This window comes from Streptomyces sp. AM25 (genome assembly GCF_058146165.1).
In genome coordinates this window covers 304,850-322,262 of sequence record NZ_JBKIWN010000006.1, presented here as the reverse complement: position 1 = coordinate 322,262, position 17,413 = coordinate 304,850, and the positions used below count along the sequence as shown (strand labels likewise).

The 17,413-nt window shown below is 72.8% G+C and carries 16 protein-coding genes and 1 pseudogene; 10 read left to right on the top strand and 7 right to left on the bottom strand.

Annotation, left to right across the window (positions count from 1 at the left end; genetic code table 11):
• Positions 1–278 precede the first annotated feature (278 nt).
• Positions 279–1,085 (top strand): hypothetical protein, encoded by an 807-nt coding sequence (locus ACLHRZ_RS10350; RefSeq protein WP_490418013.1) that lies wholly within the window; start codon positions 279–281, stop codon positions 1,083–1,085.
• 117 nt (positions 1,086–1,202) lie between these two features.
• On the opposite strand, the gene ACLHRZ_RS10345 is transcribed toward ACLHRZ_RS10350, so the two are convergent.
• On the bottom strand, positions 1,203–1,880 hold the full coding sequence (locus ACLHRZ_RS10345) for a GntR family transcriptional regulator (RefSeq protein WP_490418012.1): 678 nt from the start codon (positions 1,878–1,880) through the stop codon (positions 1,203–1,205).
• A 363-nt stretch (positions 1,881–2,243) separates the two neighbouring features.
• Here ACLHRZ_RS10345 and ACLHRZ_RS10340 point away from each other — a divergent pair, with 363 nt between their 5' ends.
• Complete coding sequence (locus ACLHRZ_RS10340) at positions 2,244–3,320, top strand: DUF2637 domain-containing protein (RefSeq protein WP_490418011.1); 1,077 nt, start codon at positions 2,244–2,246, stop codon at positions 3,318–3,320.
• Positions 3,321–3,367: 47 nt separating this feature from the next.
• Here ACLHRZ_RS10340 and ACLHRZ_RS10335 read toward each other — a convergent pair whose 3' ends face one another.
• The 6 genes from ACLHRZ_RS10335 to ACLHRZ_RS10310 all read right to left on the bottom strand — a co-directional run bounded on the left by ACLHRZ_RS10335 (position 3,368) and on the right by ACLHRZ_RS10310 (position 10,766).
• On the bottom strand, positions 3,368–3,874 hold the full coding sequence (locus tag ACLHRZ_RS10335) for an ATP-binding protein (RefSeq protein ID WP_490418010.1): 507 nt from the start codon (positions 3,872–3,874) through the stop codon (positions 3,368–3,370).
• A 131-nt stretch (positions 3,875–4,005) separates the two neighbouring features.
• Complete coding sequence (locus ACLHRZ_RS10330; RefSeq protein ID WP_490418009.1) at positions 4,006–6,081, bottom strand: protein phosphatase 2C domain-containing protein; 2,076 nt, start codon at positions 6,079–6,081, stop codon at positions 4,006–4,008.
• Positions 6,082–6,165: 84 nt separating this feature from the next.
• Positions 6,166–6,663, bottom strand: a complete 498-nt coding sequence (locus ACLHRZ_RS10325) for a methylated-DNA--[protein]-cysteine S-methyltransferase (protein ID WP_490418008.1) — start codon at positions 6,661–6,663, stop codon at positions 6,166–6,168.
• Between the two features lie 27 nt (positions 6,664–6,690).
• The gene (locus tag ACLHRZ_RS10320; RefSeq protein WP_490418007.1) at positions 6,691–8,151 is read right to left on the bottom strand and encodes an AlkA N-terminal domain-containing protein; all 1,461 of its coding nucleotides are present in this window, start codon (positions 8,149–8,151) and stop codon (positions 6,691–6,693) included.
• Positions 8,152–8,252: 101 nt separating this feature from the next.
• A complete protein-coding gene (rsgA, locus tag ACLHRZ_RS10315) occupies positions 8,253–9,353 on the bottom strand; it encodes a ribosome small subunit-dependent GTPase A (protein WP_490418006.1) in 1,101 nt (366 codons plus the stop codon).
• A 228-nt stretch (positions 9,354–9,581) separates the two neighbouring features.
• Positions 9,582–10,766, bottom strand: a complete 1,185-nt coding sequence (locus tag ACLHRZ_RS10310) for a YihY/virulence factor BrkB family protein (protein WP_490418005.1) — start codon at positions 10,764–10,766, stop codon at positions 9,582–9,584.
• Positions 10,767–11,002: 236 nt separating this feature from the next.
• On the opposite strand from ACLHRZ_RS10310, the gene ACLHRZ_RS10305 reads away from it, so the two are divergent.
• The 8 genes and pseudogenes from ACLHRZ_RS10305 (at position 11,003) to cysD (ending at position 17,413) form a co-directional block, all read left to right on the top strand.
• A complete protein-coding gene (locus ACLHRZ_RS10305) occupies positions 11,003–12,250 on the top strand; it encodes a GAF domain-containing protein (protein WP_490418004.1) in 1,248 nt (415 codons plus the stop codon).
• A gap of 72 nt (positions 12,251–12,322) precedes the next feature.
• A complete protein-coding gene (locus ACLHRZ_RS10300; protein ID WP_490418003.1) occupies positions 12,323–12,925 on the top strand; it encodes a GNAT family N-acetyltransferase in 603 nt (200 codons plus the stop codon).
• A gap of 115 nt (positions 12,926–13,040) precedes the next feature.
• Positions 13,041–13,112, top strand: a pseudogene (locus ACLHRZ_RS10295) (putative leader peptide); the annotation flags it as partial.
• A 206-nt stretch (positions 13,113–13,318) separates the two neighbouring features.
• Positions 13,319–15,013: a nitrite/sulfite reductase gene (locus tag ACLHRZ_RS10290; protein WP_490418002.1), complete on the top strand. Its 1,695-nt coding sequence runs from the start codon at positions 13,319–13,321 to the stop codon at positions 15,011–15,013.
• Between the two features lie 85 nt (positions 15,014–15,098).
• Positions 15,099–15,275 (top strand): hypothetical protein, encoded by a 177-nt coding sequence (locus ACLHRZ_RS10285; RefSeq protein ID WP_451424310.1) that lies wholly within the window; start codon positions 15,099–15,101, stop codon positions 15,273–15,275.
• Complete coding sequence (locus tag ACLHRZ_RS10280) at positions 15,262–15,945, top strand: phosphoadenylyl-sulfate reductase (protein ID WP_490418001.1); 684 nt, start codon at positions 15,262–15,264, stop codon at positions 15,943–15,945. Before ACLHRZ_RS10285 ends, ACLHRZ_RS10280 begins: the two co-directional genes overlap by 14 nt.
• A complete protein-coding gene (cysC, locus tag ACLHRZ_RS10275) occupies positions 15,927–16,496 on the top strand; it encodes an adenylyl-sulfate kinase (RefSeq protein ID WP_490418000.1) in 570 nt (189 codons plus the stop codon). The genes ACLHRZ_RS10280 and cysC overlap by 19 nt, the downstream gene beginning before the upstream one ends.
• Positions 16,493–17,413, top strand: coding sequence for a sulfate adenylyltransferase subunit CysD (cysD, locus tag ACLHRZ_RS10270; protein WP_490417999.1), 921 nt, complete (start codon positions 16,493–16,495; stop codon positions 17,411–17,413). The genes cysC and cysD overlap by 4 nt, the downstream gene beginning before the upstream one ends.

The window sequence follows — 17,413 nt, the reverse complement described above, 5'->3', positions numbered from 1 at the left end:
TCGAAAACAGGTGTCCGGTCGGGGCGGTGGGTGTTTTCGAAGGTCTGGCGCATGCCCGTGGTCTCCGCGTCTCCTCGCTTGCAGTGGCGAGGGCATGCTCGCATCGGGGCGGTGCCGCCGCCAGCGATTTTTCCCGAGCCGCGGGCACCCCGGAAGATTGTGAATTGGTTCACACTTACCTCTTGGCTGCGCCTGCTCGTTCGTGCTGAGATGCGCTCGGGCTTCCAGCTCGACGGCGTGCTCGGAGACTTGGGGAGGGGACTGTGGCGGATACCGCCATGCGGAATTCCGGACTGCCGGAGCCGAGGGGACCTCACGGCGGGGACGATCCCCCCGAGGCCCCCTGCGGGCAGGGCGACCCCCTCGACCGGGCGGTGTGGCGGCTGCGGTCGCGCGCCTGCTGGGAGGACGCCGCCGCGCTGCTCGCCCCGCACGCGGCGGAGGGGCCGGCGGCGGCGCAGCGGCGCACGGCGGTGCTGATCGAGCAGTGCATGTACACGGGCCGGGGCTGGGGGCCCGCCGAGGATGCGCTGCGGGCCGCCGAGGCGCTCGCCGGCGACGACGAGGAGCGCGGAGCGGCGGCGTGTGAACGGGGTCATCTCGCGTACGCCTCCACTCTTTTGGGCGTACGCGACCGGGCCGACGAGGCGCGCTCCGCACTCGGGCGGGCGGCCGCGCTGCTCGGGCCGCAGTCGCCCACGCGGCCGCTGCTGGACTTCCGCCGTGGGCTGATCGCCCAGCACCTGTCGGAGAACCCGGGCGATGCGACGGCGGCGTTCGAACGGGCACATGCGGGGGCCACGGCACGGGGGCAGCAGCTGCTCCTGTCGTTCACGTGGCGCCACGTGGCGGCCATGGCGGAGCAGGACGGACGGCTCAGCGAGGCGCGTTACGGTTTCACCGAATCCCTACGCATTCGCGAGGAGTTGGGATACTTGGTGGGGATTGCGCCCGCTTTGGCATCATTGGCAACGGTAACGGAGGACGAAACCGAGGCGACCCGTCTCCGCCGCGAGGCAGGCCGACTGGTGCGGCTGCTGGGCGGGGTCCCGACGTGGCTGGCGAGGCGGCTGGACGCTCCGTAAGGGGCGCGGGGCTGTTTCTCCCCCAGCTACCTCCCCCAGCTGCCGCTGGGGGTGCCCCCAGGAGGTGCCCCCAGCGGCTCCGCCGCGTGGGCGCGACCAGCCACGAACAACCCGCACTCAACCGTGCACGTGCCGCCTCAGCACATCCTCGGCCCGCACCACGTCCCCCGCCATGAGCGCGTCCAGCAGGACAAGGTGCTCGGCCGCATCCCGAGTGAGGTCCGCCGCAGGCGCACGCCGCTGAAGCCCCTCCGCGACGAGCACCAGTTGCCGGTTCCCCGTCAGTCCCAGGAGCGCGCCGTGAAAGGCGCGATCGGCCTCCGCGTATGCCGCCCGGTCCCCGCACACCGCGACCGCGGCCGCCCGTTCCGCCAGCGGGCGCAGCCCGGCCCAGCATGCCGCGGGGGCGGTGCCGGCCAGCCGCAGCACGGCGGGGACCTCCAGGAGCGCGCGGACCTCGGCGAGCTCGGCCAGGTCGCGGTCGGTGCGGCTGGCGACCCGGAAGCCGCGGTTGGGGACGACCTCGACGGCGCCCTCGACGGCCAGCTGCTGCATCGCCTCGCGCACCGGTGTCGCCGACACCCCGAACCGCTCGCCGAGCACCGGCCCGGAGTAGACCTCGCCGGGGACGAGCTCGCCGCTCACCAGCGCCTTGCGCAGCGCGTCCAGCACCTGGCCGCGCACGGAGTACCGCTGGGGGACCCGGCGCGCCGGGCGCTCGTACGCCTCGTGGACGTGCTCGCCGCGGGCGTCCGCCTGCGCGGGCACGGCGGCGTGGGATCTGCCCTGCTCCATCCGGTCCTCCTGGTGTCCAAACGGAACCATAGGCGGCGGATCCGGCAGTTCAAACCCGGACCCATCCGGATAAGGTAAACCTTACCTATTCTGCACCCCCGGACACCGTGGCACCTGCCCTCTCATGAGTGACATGGACCGCATCGGCCGACTGTCAGCATGCCGATTCGACTACGCCACCCCTTCGAGTGGATTTATTAGAACCCAAATCCCTTGCTGCTGACCGGCGTTCGAAAATTTTCACACCTATCCGTATGTCTTTGGCCTCCATTGGCGGCGAGTTGCTCCGATCCCCTATGGCGCCCGGCGCGATTCCGTCAGGATGGCGCGCGAAACGCCGTACTGCGATGCAAGGGACGCAAGATGAGAGTGACCGACATACCGCTGAATTGGGCGCTCCCCAGTGCCGTGGCGTTCCTCGGAGCAGTGGTGGCGGTGACGGTGTACGCGCGCGGCCGGCACGCCCACCCCGAGGAGGCCGCCCCGGGCTCGGACTCCTGGGAGCGCAGCGAGGAACGCAGACGCCGCAAGGAGGCCATCTACGGCAGCGTCTCGTACGTCCTGCTCTTCTGCTGCGCCGCCGTCGCCGCGGCCCTCTCCTTCCACGGCCTGGTCGGCTTCGGTCAGCAGAACCTGGGGCTGACGGACGGCTGGGAGTACCTGGTGCCCTTCGGCCTGGACGGCGCGGCCATGTTCTGCTCGGTCCTCGCGGTCCGCGAGGCCAGCCACGGCGACGCGGCGCTCGGCTCCCGGATGCTGGTGTGGACCTTCGCGGGTGCGGCGGCCTGGTTCAACTGGGTGCACGCGCCACGGGGGCTGGACCATGCCGGGGCACCCCAGTTCTTCGCCGGCATGTCGCTGTCGGCCGCGGTGCTCTTCGACCGCGCGCTCAAGCAGACCCGCCGGGCGGCGCTGCGCGAACAGGGCCTGGTGCCCCGCCCGTTGCCGCAGATCCGGATAGTGCGATGGCTGCGGGCGCCGCGCGAGACCTTCGGCGCCTGGTCGTTGATGCTCCTGGAGGGGGTGCGGTCGCTGGACGAGGCCGTCGAGGAGGTCCGCGAGGACAAGCGGCAGCGGGCCCAGCACCGGATGCGCCGCCGCGAGGCGGGCAAGCTGGAACGGGCCCGGCTCAAGGCGTACAACCGGCAGAACCGGGTCTGGGGCCGCATGCGCGGCGGCCGTCAGGTGGAGGTCGGCGCGGCATCGGTGCCGCCGCCCGCCCAACCGGCGCAGCTCGGCGGTTCGGACCCCTCCATAGCCGACCCGGGGGAGTTCCCCGTGCGCTCCCGTCCGCTGCAGTCGGCGAGCCGTCCGGGGCCGATCGACCTCACGGCCGAGGACGACACCCAGGCCATCCCCCGGCTCGACTCGCTGGAGGCCAAGCTCGCCCGGATCGAACGCGACGCCCGGATGGGGCAGGGGGAGCGGAAGTACGGCTGAACCGGCCGCGGGGCGCGCAACAGGAGCCCTGAGCCTGCTCCTTGGGCTCAGGGCTCCTGTGCGTCCAGCTCGAACCACACCGCCTTGCCCACCCCGTGGGCCTGTACCCCCCAGGCGTCCGCCAGGGAGTGGACGAGCAGCAGGCCGCGCCCGGACGTCGCCTCGGCCATGGGGTCCCCGTCCGGTTTCCGTACGCGCAGCGTCGGATGGCGTGGTACGAGATCCCGCACCTCCACTCTCAGCCGCCCTTTGGTGGTCGCGGACGGACCGCCGCCGGTGAGCCGGACGGTCACGACCGTGGGGCCGTCGGTGTGCACCAGGGCATTCGTCACCAATTCACTGGCCAATAATTCCGCGATACCGGCCCGTCCCGGCTCCCCCCAGGCTGCGAGCATGTGCCGCAGGGCCGCGCGGACTTCCGCGACGGCCGCCAGGTCCCGGTGCCGGAGCCGTCTTTCCCAATAGGGCTCCGCATCCCACCGGTCGTTTTCCCCCGCGTCTCCCGGCCCGTCGCCGCTCTCCGCGCCCGCCCACTGTGCAGTCCGCCGTCTCATGCTTTTCGGACCCGCCCCCTCCCGGCGCCCGGCGTCGAACACGCTCACGCCAATGCATGCCCCGGGTGCGGCGGGACGACGCCTGTTGACTGCATCAACATGGCGTTGGGAAACGTTCGGAACGAAACTTCCTACGTCTCCCACACGGTGCACGCGGTGCGGTCATCGGCGTAGCCCTTGACCCGGAGTTGGGCATCCGCCAGATACGCCGCCAGCCCGGGCGGCTCCTCGCAGGCCCAGCGTTCCGCGAGCCGGATGCCCAGTTCGGGTTCGCCGCGCAGGGGTTCGGCGAGGCCCGTGGTGCACACGAGCAGCGCGTCCCCCGGCCGGGAGATGGAGGCCCGGAAGCGGAACGGCTCCCCCGGCACCTCGGCCGGGTCGATCACGGGTGCCGTGCCGGGGGTGGCGATGCCGAGGTCGATGGTGATCCGGTCGCCGAGGCCGTACGCGAGGGCGGGCTCGGCGGCCGGGGGTTCCGGCGGGGACGGGTCCGGGTCCAGGTCCTGCCAGGCGCCCGAGCGGAGCCGGAACAGACCGCCCGTCCCGACCCCGAAGAAGACCCGCGTCCGGCACCGGGGGTCGCCGGGCAGCAGCAGGCAGCGCAGCGAGGCACTGTACTCGGCGGCGGGCAGGCCGAGGTCGGCGGCGCGGGCGCGCAGCCGGCCGTAGGAGCGGTCGGTGAGCCGGTGCAGCCCCGACTTCAGCTCGCTGCGCCGGCCGTTGTGCAGGTCCTCGGACAGCCGGGCGTGGCTGCGGCCGACGGAACCGGCGATCCAGGTGCAGATGTCGCGCGCCGCGCGGTGGGCGCCCTCGGCGGCCCGGGCCCCGCTGGCCATGGCGACGAGCAGCAGCGCATCGTCCCCCGTGCCGAACCGGGCGGAGAGCAGGGCGTCGCGGCGCGGCTCCCCGCGATAGCGGGCCGAGTCGCCGCGCAGGGAGACGGCACGCAGCGTCATCGCGCCGTACCGGGCGCCGTCCAGCACGGTGTCGGGCACGAGGTCGTCCAGGCTGCCGGGGTCGGCGCCGGGCCACGAAGTGGGCTCCGCCTCGTAGGTGGGCGGGCCCTGGCCGATGAAGTCGGCCGTGTACGAGCGGGGTCCGCGGCGGCGGACCGGCGGCGGGGGAACCTCCGACACCTCGACGATGCCGTGCCCTGCGGTGGCTTCGGAGACGGCCGGGGCGACGGCGGAGGCGGTGACGACCGCGACTTCGGAGGAGGGAGCGGAGGGAGCGGAAGGAGTGGCGACCGGTGCGGCGGAAGTGGCCGGGACCAGGGGCATTCCCGGTACCGGGGAGACCTCCGGCGCGTCGAACAGTTCGGGGGTGACCACGGGCCCGAGCGCCTCGGCGGATGCGGGCGGGGCGGGCGGTTCTGCGGATGCGACGGGGTCGGGAGGTGCAGGGGGTTCGAGGAGCTCCACAGGCTCGACGGGGCCGAGCAGTTCGGCCGGGTCGACAGGCTCGGTGGGCCTGTCCACCTCGGAGGGCCTGTCCACCTCGGAGGGCGCGGAAGAAGCGGAAGGTGCGGGAGGGGCAGGCGGGGCGATCGGCCCGACGGGATCGATCAGTTCGCCGACGTCGGGGATCTTGGCGGGTCCGGCCGCCCTGGCCGGCCGGGCGGGTTTGCCCCCGTCCCTGACGGGTTTGACGGGCCTGGCGCTGCGACTGCCGGTGTTCCGGGGGGCCTTGGCAGCCGCCTCCCGGCCGCTGTCGGCCTTGGCGGGCTTGTCCGGCTTATCGGGCTTGTCGGCCTCTTCAGTCGTGCGGCCCGCTTCCGGCACGGGCGGCGAGGACGGCGGACGCGCGCTCTGTTCCTCGGGGCCGGAGCGCCGGGTACGGACCAGCCGCTCCGACCCCCGGGGCGGCGGCAGTTCCACCCGTCCGGTGAGCAGAGGAGGAGGCGGGGGCGGCGGATACGGCACGGGGAGCGAGTCGCGGAGCACCCCCCAGCCCGTCGACTGCCGGGGCACTCTGCGCGAGAGCTTGGGCGGTGCCGACGGGGAGGACGTGGGCGTGGGGACGACCGGCGGCTCGGGCGCCCGCGGCCGGGGCGGCGGTTCCGCTCTCACCACCGATGCGGCGGAGGTGAACCGCTCGTCGAGGCTGTCTCCCCCGGCGACGGGGCCCGTATCGGACGCGCTTCTGCCGTACAACTCTCGCCACCAGGCGTCCTCTTGTCCGGCGAGATCGTCCCCACGCTGGTCCATGCCCTTATTGTCCACACTGAGTGGCATACGGGAAGAGTGCACGGCCAACACCACCCCAGGGGGTGGAGCGGCGCATGAGGCGCGTCAGGGCAGGGAACCCTCCAGCTTCAGCAGCATCTGCTTGCGCTCCAGGCCCCCGGCGTATCCGGTCAGCGAGCCGTCCGCGCCGATCACCCGATGGCACGGAATCAGGATCATCAAGGGGTTGGCGCCGACGGCGCCCCCGACTGCCCGTACGGCGGCGCGCGATGCGCCGATCCGCCGGGCGATCTCGCCGTACGTGGTGGTCTCGCCGAACGGGATCGTGTCCAGTTCGTCCCAGACCTTGCGGCGGAACTCGGTGCCGTCGGTGTCGAATTCGAGGTCGAAGTCCTTCGTCTCCCCCGCGAAGTAGGCCGCCAGCTGCCGCTCCGCCTCCGCGAAGGCCGCGGGCTCGCGCCGCCAGTCGGGCTGCACGGCCGGCGCGTTCTTCTGGCCGGGTACGGAGAGGGAGACCAGGGCCGTTCCGCCGGGCGCGGTGGCGGAGGGGCGGCCGGTGACGAGCAGTTGCCCGAGCGGGCTGTCGATGTGGGTGTAAAGCATGATCGGATTTCCTTCGTGGTCTGTGCGTCAACCGGCCGTCGGGACGGGCGCGTTCCAGAGGTGGTGCACGGCGTACGAGCGCCAGGGTCCCCAGGCCGCGGCGTCTGCCGGTGCGGCACCGACGGCGGCGAGGCCGTGGCGCACCCCGGCGTCGCCCTGCAGGAAGACGTCCGGGTCGCCGAGCGCCCGCATCCGGATGTAACCGGCGGTCCACGGGCCGACGCCGGGCAGGGCGAGCAGCTCCTGCTGGGCGGCGTCCCGGTCGGCGCCGGGGTCGAGCCGGACGGTGCCCCCGGCGAGCGCCTCGGCGACCGCGCGCAGGGCGCGCCGGCGCGAGTCGGGCATGCCGAGCTCGTCCAGGGCGGCACCGGCCAGGGTGCCGGGGTCGGGGAAGACGTGGGTGAGCCCGCCGTCGGGTGCGGCGAGCGGCTTGCCGTACGCGGCGACGAGCGTGCCGCCGAGGCCGGCGGCCGCGGCCACGCTCACCTGCTGGCCGAGCACGGCCCGTACCGCGAGTTCCTCGGCGTCCGCCGCGCCGGGCGAGCGCAGTCCGGGGCGGGCCGCGACGAGTGCCCTCAAGTGGGGGTCGGCGCCGAGGCGTTCGGCGACGGCCCAGGGGTCCGCGTCGAGGTCGAACAGCCGACGGACACGTTGGACGGCCGTCGCCAGGTCGCGCGGATCGGTGAGGTGCAGCCGGCAGTCGAGCCAGGAGCCGTCACCGGAGCGCGGCTCGTGGACCTCCGCGATGCCGGTGCCGTACGGGAGCCGCAGGGTGCGGCGGTAGGTGCGGGCACCGGGGGCGCCGGTCGTCTCCTCGACGCCGGGGATGACGCGGCGCCGCAGGAAGCCGAAGATCTCGTCCGCGGCGTACGGGCCGCGGTGCGCGAGCCGCAGCGGGATCCCGGCCGCGGGTTCCCTGGCGGGAACGGCCCGGCCGGGGCGGGCGCGCAGGGCGCTCGGGGTGGCCGCGTAGACCTCGCGGATCGTGTCGTTGAACTGCCGCACGCTCGCGAACCCGGCCGCGAAGGCGATCTCCGTGACCGGCAGGTCCGTGGTCTGCAGGAGCGTACGGGCGGTGTGCGCGCGCTGGGCCCGCGCGAGGGCGACGGGCCCGGCGCCCAGCTCCTGGGTGAGCTGGCGGTGCACCTGGCGGGAGCTGTAGCCGAGGCGCTCGGCGAGCCCGGCGACGCCTTCGCGGTCGACGATGCCGTCGCCGATGAGCCGCACGGCACGGCCGACCAGGTCGGCCCGGACGTTCCACTCGGCGGAGCCGGGGACGGCGTCGGGCCGGCAACGGCGGCAGGCACGGAACCCGGCGCCCTGGGCGGCCGCGGCCGAGGGATAGAAGCACACGTTCTCGCGCTTCGGGGTCACGGCGGGGCAGCTGGGGCGGCAGTAGATGCCGGTGGTCTTGACGGCGGTGAAGAATGCACCGTCGAAACGGGCGTCTTTGCTGCGGACCGCCTGGTAGCGGTCGTCGTCCTTCATGCCATCCAGTCTGCGACAGGCCGGGGCGGTGGACTGGCGGAAATCGGACGTGGTGGTGGGCCGCCCCGTACCGCGCCCCTGACGAGGCGCTCACGCACCACCTAGCGCGACCGCCCCCTCTTGTATTCCATGGCCAGGCGCCCCGCCGCCTGCTTGGCCTTCCAGTCCCGCCGAATCTCCGCACGGAGCCTCGCGTCCGTGCGGGAGGCGATCCACTCGTTCTCCCGCACCAGCTTGCGGTAGCTGTCCAGGCGGCGCTGGTGGAGCTCGCCCGTCTCCACCGCCGCCAGGACCGCGCACCCCGGCTCGGCCTCGTGCGCGCAGTCGTGGAAGCGGCACCGCCCGGCCAGGGCCTCGATCTCCGAGAAGGTCTGGGCGACACCCGCCCCTGCGTCCCACAGGCCGACGCCACGCAGGCCGGGGGTGTCGATCAGGACGCCGCCCGCGGGCAGCGGCAGTGGCAGCAGATTGCGGGTGGTGGTCGTGTGACGGCCCTTGCCGTCCCGGTCGCGGTTGGCCTGCACGTCCTGGACCTCCGCGCCGATGAGCGCATTGGCCAGCGTGGACTTCCCGGCGCCGGACTGGCCGAGCAGGACGGACGTGCGGCCGCCGAGGACGGCGGCGAGGACGTCCAGGCCCTCGCCCGTCTCCGCGCTGACCGCCAGCACCTGCACGCCCGGCGCAGCCGTCTCGGTGTCGGCGACGAGGTGGCCGAGGACCTCGGCCGTGACGAGGTCGGCCTTGGTGAGGACGACCAGCGGTTCGGACCCGCTCTCCCAGGCCAGGGCCAGGAACCTCTCGATGCGGCCCAGGTCGAGGTCGGCGGCGAGCGAGACGGCGACGATCGCGCAGTCGGCGTTGGCCGCGAGGACCTGGCCCTCGGACCGCGAGGAGGAGGTCGAGCGGACGAACGCGGTGCGCCGCGGCAGCAGCGCCCGTACGTAGCCGGAGGCGAGGTCGACGGCGGCCCAGTCGCCGGTGCACATGATGGCCACCGGGTCGCCGGTGGTGACGAGTGCGGTGTCGGCAAGGACGTGCCGGACGCCGTCGCCGTCGGCGACGACCAGGTCGCAGCGGCCGCGGTCGACGCGGACGATCCGCCCGGGCGTCAGGCCCTCGGCGGCGTGCGCCGAGAAGTCAGCGGCGAGACCCTCGTCCCAGCCGTATCGGACGAGAGGGTGTTGAGCGGTGTGCTCGGACAAGACAGTGCCCCTTGAGGAAGGAGGAGGTGGAATGAACGGACTTCCGAGTACGGGCCATGACAGTCATCGGTCCCGACCTCCCTTCCTGGGTACGTGTGCTCGACGAGCGTAGGCGGCGGCAATGAGACCCCGCCAATGAATTTTCCGCGCCCCGAAGGGGCGCGGGGCTGTTACATCATGCGGCTCCGCCGCGTGGGCGCGACCAGCCACAACGAACCCGCAGGCGAACTACTCGCGCCGCTTCGCATGCTTGGCCTGATGCGGCTCCCCTTTGTGGTGCAGCCGGGACCGCAGGTCCTCGGGCGGCAGGAACTGCGCCCACCGCTCAGGAAACTCCGACGGCGGCTCCCGGTCCCGCCCGGCGGCCCCCTCGTCCGGCAACTCCTCGTAGAAGTCGTCCTCGTCGTCCATCGCCAGTGCCAGCGCGGCCCGTTCGGCCGCCGTCCGCGCCGCGAAGGCCTCCCGCTGCCGGTCGACCTCGGCGCGTCCCGCTGCCGTGGCGACCGACGGCCACACCCGGTCGATGGCGGCGTTGACCGCCGCCCCGACGAGCACCGCGAAGGCCGAGACGCCGATCCACAACAGCACGGCGACGGGCGCGGCGAGGGAACCGTAGATGGTGGGGCCCTCCACGGTGTGGGTGAGGTAGATGCGCAGCAGAAGGCTGCCGATCACCCACATCGTCAGGGCGACGAGCGCGCCCGGGATGTCCTCCTGCCAGGGCGAGCGGACCGGTACGGAGACGTGGTAAAGCGTCGTCAGGAAGGCGATGGACAGCAGGATGACGACCGGCCAGTAGAGGAACTGCACCGCGTCCGTGCTCCACGGGACGATGTCCGTCACGGTCTCCGGCCCGATCACCATCAGCGGCAGGGCGACCGCCCCGATGACGAGGGCGACGACGTAGAGGCCGAAGGCCAGCAGCCGCGTGTGGACGATGCCGCGCTTGCCCTCCAGGCCGTACATGATGGTGATGGTCTCGACGAAGACGTTCACCGCCCGGGATCCGGACCACAGGGCGATGGCGAAGCCGACCGAGATGACGTCCGGGCGGGCGCCCTTGATGATGTCGTCGAGCAGCGGGCGGGCGATCTCCTTGACGCCCTTGTCGGACAGGACGGTCGCCGAGGCGGAGAGGATGTTGTCCCGGATGCTCTCGATGGTGTGCGTGCCGCTCCAGGAGTCGAAGTAGCCGAGCAGGCCGATGAGGCCGAGCAGCAGGGGCGGCAGCGACAGCAGGGTGAAGAAGGCGGCTTCGGCGGCGAGTCCGGTGACGCGGTACTCCATGCAGGAGTTGACCGTGTCCTTCAGGAGCAGCCACGCCATCTTGCGTTTGGAGACGTTCCGGTAGAGGGCCCGTGCCCTGTGGAGCCGTCCGGGCTGCCGCGCCGGTGGTTCGTTTGCTGCCTGCACGCCCTAACCGTATAGGCCGCGGACGTGTGCATTCACCCGGCGCCCGGCGGGCGGGCGGCCTGCGGCGGCGCCGCCGGGGAGCCCGGCGGAGGGTGATGCTGCGCCGACTCGGCACCACCCTCCGACCGCTCGTCAGTCACCTTCCGCCCGGGGCGGGGGTGTTGGCAACGGTTGCACAGCGTTGCAATCTCGCGGATGCCCCTGCGGGCGGGGCCCGGCGGCGGCACCATTGCAGCGTGAACCCCAGACCAATCGACGCTGCGCTGCTTCCGGCGATCCGGGAGGCGGCGCTCGCCGGCTCCGGGCCGCCGCTGCGGCCGCGGCCGCTGATCGGCCGGTCGTGGCAGCGGGTGCGCGGTCACGGCCTCGATCCGGAGTCCGGCCGGGCCGTGGCGGTGCTGCCGGCGGACGAGGTCGAGCACCGTCGGCAGGTGTCGGGCCTCGCCGGTCTGCTGCCGCTGCTGCGCGAGGGGCTGGCCTCGGCGAGCGACGAGGAGCGGCAGCTGACGGTCGTGACGGATCCCGGGGGCCGGGTGCTGTGGCGGGAGGGCGGGCCGGCGCTGCGGCGGAGCGCCGACCGGCTGGGGTTCGAGGTGGGTGCCTGCTGGACCGAGGAGACGGTGGGGACGAACGGCATCGGCACGGCGCTGGTGGAGGACCGGCCGGTGCAGGTGCACTCCGCGGAGCACTTCGTGCGCACGCACCACGGCTGGACGTGTGCGGCGGCGCCGCTGCACGATCCGCGCAGCGGGCGGACGCTGGGGGTGCTGAACGTCAGCGGCCCGGCGCCCGCGTTCAACCCGGCGACGCTGGCGCTGGTGACGGCCGTGGGCAAGGTCGCCGAGGCCGAGCTGCGGGCGCGGCACTGGGAGTCGGTGGACCGGCTGCGCGCGGTGGCGGCGCCGATGCTGGCCCGGATCCGCGGACGGGCGCTGGCGGTGGACCGGGACGGCTGGACGGCGGCGGTGACGGGCATGGGCCCGGTCGGCCGGGTGGTGCTGCCCAAGGCGGTGCAGCCGGGCCCGGTCTGGCTGCCGTCGTTCGGGCCCTGTTTCGTGGAACCGCTGCCGGACGGCTGGCTGGTGCGGCTGGAGGCGGCGGACGGTCCGGCGGCGCCGAGCCGGGTGGTGCTGGATCTGCGCGATCCGCACAGCCGGACGGTGACGGTCTCGGGCGAGGCGGGCGACTGGTCGCAGGACCTCAGCCCGCGCCATGCCGAGCTGTTGTACGTCCTGGCCCTGCATCCGGCGGGGCGGACGGCCGCGGAACTGGCGGCCGACCTGTTCGGCGACGCCTCGCGCACGGTGACGGTACGGGCGGAGATGTCCCGGGTGCGGCGCACGCTGGCGGGGGTACTGGTGCACCGCCCGTACCGCTTCGCGGACGGCCTGGAGGTGAGGCTGCTGACCCCGGTGCACCCGGCGGACCTGCTGCCGACGTCGTCGGCACCGGTGGTGGTGGCAGGGCGGCGGAACGCCCCGTAAGGGGCGCGGGGAACTGCGCGACCAGCCACAACGGACCCGCAGCCGAAGAACACGCCATGGTTGGGTGGCGTAATGAGCGACAGCAAAACGGTGACCACCTGGTCCCTGGAACAGACGTCCCCCGACGACCTCGTCCCGGCCCACGACCCGGACCCCCTGTCCGGGATCCGGATCGAACGGGCCGAGGTCCCCTCGCCCGAGCTCAGCCGGTACCTCTACACGGCCGTCGGCGGGGACATCACCTGGACGGACCGGCTGCCCTGGACGTACGGGCAGTGGCAGGCGTATCTGGAGCGGCCGGGTGTGGAGACCTGGGTGGCCTACGACCGGGGGACGCCGGCCGGGTACATCGAGCTGGACCCGCAGCCCGAAGGGGCCGTCGAAATCGCCTACTTCGGACTGATCAAGCCCTTCCAGGGCCGCCGCATCGGCGGTCACCTGCTCTCCTTCGGCACCGCGCGGGCCTGGGACCTCGCCGAGCGCTGGCCAGGCCGGGAGCGGACGAAGCGGGTGTGGGTGCACACGTGCAGCAAGGACGGGCCGTACGCGATGGCGAACTACGAGCGGCGCGGCTTCCGGGTGTTCGACGTGAAGACCGAGGAGGAGCCGGACGTTCCGCCTCCGGGCCCGTGGCCGGGCGCGCATGAGGGCACACCCGGGGGCGCAGCCGCCTGAACCGGCCGCCGAACACGACGCGCTGTCTCGCAATAAGAGACAGCGCGTCTCGCATTACGGTCAATGGTGGACTCGCCCAAGACCCCCGTGCCACGCTTCCGTCATGTCCGGAGCTGGAATCGTCTTGGTGAGTCGGCGTCACGTCGACCTCTGCCGCATGTCCAGCGCCATCTGTCCGGCGGGCTGACCCGCTTCAGCGCACCTTCGCCCGGCCCCCGTTCACCGCTTCGCGCTTCGCCGTTCCACCGCTCCGCCCTGTCGCCGTCCTCGCCGCCGCGGACGGGCGTCCCCTGCCGCGCACCGCCGTCGTACCCGCCTCCACCTGCACGGACGCGGACGTCACGGCCAACTGCGCAGCTCCTTGAGTTCGGTCACCAAAGGACACACACCGCCATGGCTGCCACCTCGGAACCCCCCGCCGCCCCATCGCGGCGCAAGACCGGCCGTCACCGGGGCGAGGGTCAGTGGGCCGCAGGCCACTTCACCCCGCTCAACGGCAACGAGCAGTTCAAGAAGGACGACGACGGTCTCAATGTGCGGACACGTATTGAGACGGTCTACTCCAAGGCCGGATTCGACGCGATCGATCCCAACGACCTTCGCGGCCGGATGCGCTGGTGGGGGCTGTACACCCAGCGCAAGCCCGGCATCGACGGCGGCAAGACCGCCGTCCTGGCGCCCGAGGAACTCGACGACCGGTACTTCATGCTGCGGGTGCGCATCGACGGCGGCCGTCTGACGACTCGTCAACTGCGCGTGATCGGCGAGGTCTCCGAGGAGTTCGCCCGCGGCACCGCCGACATCACCGACCGGCAGAACATCCAGTACCACTGGATCCGGATCGAGGACGTCCCCGAGATCTGGCGCCGCCTGGAGGCCGTCGGCCTGTCCACCACCGAGGCCTGCGGCGACACGCCGCGCGTGATCCTGGGCTCGCCGGTCGCCGGCATCGCCGAGGACGAGATCGTCGACGGCACCCGGGCCGTCGAGGAGATACAGCGCAGAATCGTCGGCAACCCCGCCTTCTCCAACCTGCCGCGGAAGTTCAAGTCCGCCGTCTCGGGCTCCCCGCTGCTGGACGTCGCCCACGAGATCAACGACGTCGCCTTCGTCGGCGTCCGCCACCCCGAGCACGGACCGGGCTTCGACGTGTGGGTGGGCGGCGGGCTGTCCACCAACCCCCGCATCGGCGTGCGCCTGGGCGCCTGGGTGCCGCTGGAGGACGTCCCGGACGTCTTCGAGGGCGTCGTCTCGATCTTCCGCGACTACGGCTACCGGCGGCTGCGCAACCGCGCCCGTCTGAAGTTCCTCGTCGCCGACTGGGGTGCGGAGAAGTTCCGCACGGTCCTCGAACAGGAGTATCTGCTGCGCACGTTGGCCGACGGTCCGCCGCCGGAGCAGCCCGTGGCGCGCTGGCGCGACCACGTCGGCGTGCACCGGCAGCGGGACGGCCTGCACTACGTGGGCTTCGCGCCGCGCGTCGGCCGCATCGACGGCCCCACCCTCACCAAGATCGCGGCGCTGGCCGAGGAGCACGGCTCGGGCCGGGTGCGGACCACCGCCGAGCAGAAGATAATCGTCCTCGACGTCCCGGCGGACCGGGTCGACTCGCTCGTCTCCGGACTGGAGGCGCTCGACCTGCGCGTCTCCCCCTCCCCGTTCCGGCGCGGCACGATGGCCTGCACGGGCATCGAGTTCTGCAAGCTGGCGATCGTGGAGACCAAGGCCCGCGGCTCGGCGCTCATCGACGAACTGGAGCGCCGGCTGCCCGAGTTCGACGAGCCCCTCACGATCAACATCAACGGCTGCCCGAACGCCTGCGCACGTATCCAGGTGGCGGACATCGGTCTCAAGGGGCAGCTGGTCCTGGACGACGAGGGCCGCCAGGTCGAGGGCTACCAGGTGCACCTGGGCGGAGCGCTCGGCCTGGAGGCCGGGTTCGGCCGCAAGGTGCGGGGCCTGAAGGTCACGTCCGAGGAGCTGCCGGACTACGTGGAGCGCGTGCTGCGCCGCTACCTCGAACAGCGCACGGACGGCGAGCGGTTCGCGGCCTGGACGGCGCGGGCCGGCGAGGAGGACTTTGCGTGAGCGTCGCACGCGCGGCCGCCGGGCCGCAGACGGAAACGAAACCTGCACGGGCGCCGCGCGGGCGGAGAAGCGACCAGGAGGCACAGTGAGCGAGCGTGCAGCCCCCTTCTTCTGCCCCTACTGCGGCGACGAGGACCTGCGCCCGCACGAGGCCGGTCACGGCGCCTGGGAGTGCGCTGCCTGCAACCGCGCCTTCCAGCTGAAGTTCCTCGGGCTCCTCGCCCGCGGCCTCGCCAAGGGGGCACCCGATGCCCGGACTTGAGCAGCTGGCCCTGCTGGCCGGCCGCGAATTGGAGGACGCGTCCGCACCGGAGATCCTCTCCTGGGCGGCCGACACCTTCGGCGAGCGCTTCTGCGTCACCTCCTCCATGGAGGACGCGGTCGTCGCCCACCTCGCCTCCCGCGCCCGGCCCGGCGTCGACGTCGTCTTCCTGGACACCGGCTACCACTTTCCCGAGACCATCGGCACCCGGGACGCAGTGGCCGCCGTCATGGACGTCCGCGTCATCACGCTCACCCCGCGGCGGACCCTCGCCGAACAGGACGCCGAGCACGGGCCGCGCCTGCACGACCGCGACCCCGACCTGTGCTGCGCCCTGCGCAAGGTGAAGCCGCTGGAGGAGGGCCTGCGTTCGTATGACGCATGGGCGACGGGCCTGCGCCGCGACGAGTCACCGACCCGGGCGCACACCCCGGTCGTCGGCTGGGACGCCAGGCGGGGCAAGGTGAAGGTCTCGCCGATCGCCCGGTGGACGCAGGACGACGTCGACGCCTACATCGCCGAACACGGCGTGCTCACCAACCCCCTGCTCCAGGACGGCTACGCGTCGGTGGGGTGCGCGCCCTGCACCCGCCGCGTGCACGAGGGCGAGGATGCGCGCGCCGGCCGCTGGGCCGGCCGTGCCAAGACGGAATGCGGACTGCACGAATGACAGAGACGACAGCGACGACAGCAGGGGCCACGGTGTGGCTGACCGGTCTGCCGAGCGCGGGCAAGACGACGATCGCCCGCGCCCTGGCCGGTCGGCTGCACGCCGAAGGACACCGGGTGGAGGTGCTGGACGGCGACGAGATCCGCGAATTCCTCTCCGCAGGACTCGGTTTCTCGCGACAGGACCGTCACACGAACGTGCAACGGATCGGCTTCGTCGCCCAGTTGCTCGCCTCGCACGGTGTGACCGTCCTGGTGCCCGTCATCGCACCGTACGCGGACTCCCGCGAGGCGGTGCGCAAGCGGCACCAGGCGCACGGCACCGGCTATCTGGAGGTGCACGTGGCGACCCCGGTGGAGGTGTGCTCCGTGCGCGATGTGAAGGGCCTGTACGCGCGGCAGGCCGCGGGCGAACTGTCCGGGCTGACGGGCGTGGACGACCCGTACGAGGCACCGGCCGACCCGGACCTGCGGATCGAGACGCACGAGCAGAGCGTGGCGGAGTCGGCGACGGCCCTGCACGCACTGCTGAAGGAAAGGGGCCTGATATGACGGACAGCCCGACGGACAGCCCGTACGCGCTCACGCACCTGGACGCCCTGGAGTCCGAGGCGGTGCACATCTTCCGCGAGGTGGCGGGCGAGTTCGAGCGGCCGGTGATCCTGTTCTCCGGCGGCAAGGACTCGATCGTCATGCTGCACCTGGCGCTCAAGGCGTTCGCCCCCGCTCCCGTGCCGTTCGCCCTGCTGCACGTCGACACCGGGCACAACTTCCCCGAGGTGCTCGCCTACCGCGACCGCACGGTGGCCGAGCACGGGCTGCGGCTGCACGTGGCCTCGGTGCAGGAGTTCATCGACGACGGCCGGCTGCGCGAACGGCCGGACGGCACCCGCAACCCGCTGCAGACCGTGCCGCTGCTGGACGCCATCGCCGCGCACCGCTTCGACGCGGTGTTCGGCGGCGGGCGGCGGGACGAGGAGAAGGCGCGCGCCAAGGAGCGGGTGTTCAGCCTGCGCGACGAGTTCGGCGGCTGGGACCCGCGCCGCCAGCGCCCCGAGCTGTGGCAGCTGTACAACGGCCGCCACTCGCCCGGCGAGCACGTCCGCGTCTTCCCCCTGTCCAACTGGACCGAGCTGGACGTGTGGCAGTACGTCGCCCGCGAGGGGATCGACCTGCCGTCGATCTACTACGCGCACGAGCGCGACGTCTTCCGCCGCAGCGGCATGTGGCTGGCCCCGGGCGGCTGGGGCGGCCCGAAGGACGGCGAGGAGCTGGAGAGACGGCTCGTGCGCTACCGGACGGTCGGCGACATGTCCTGCACCGGCGCGGTGGATTCCGACGCCGTGACCATCGAGGCCGTCATCGCGGAGATCGCCGCGTCCCGGCTCACCGAACGGGGCGCCACCCGGGCCGACGACAAGCTGTCGGAGGCCGCGATGGAGGACCGCAAGCGCGAGGGGTACTTCTAG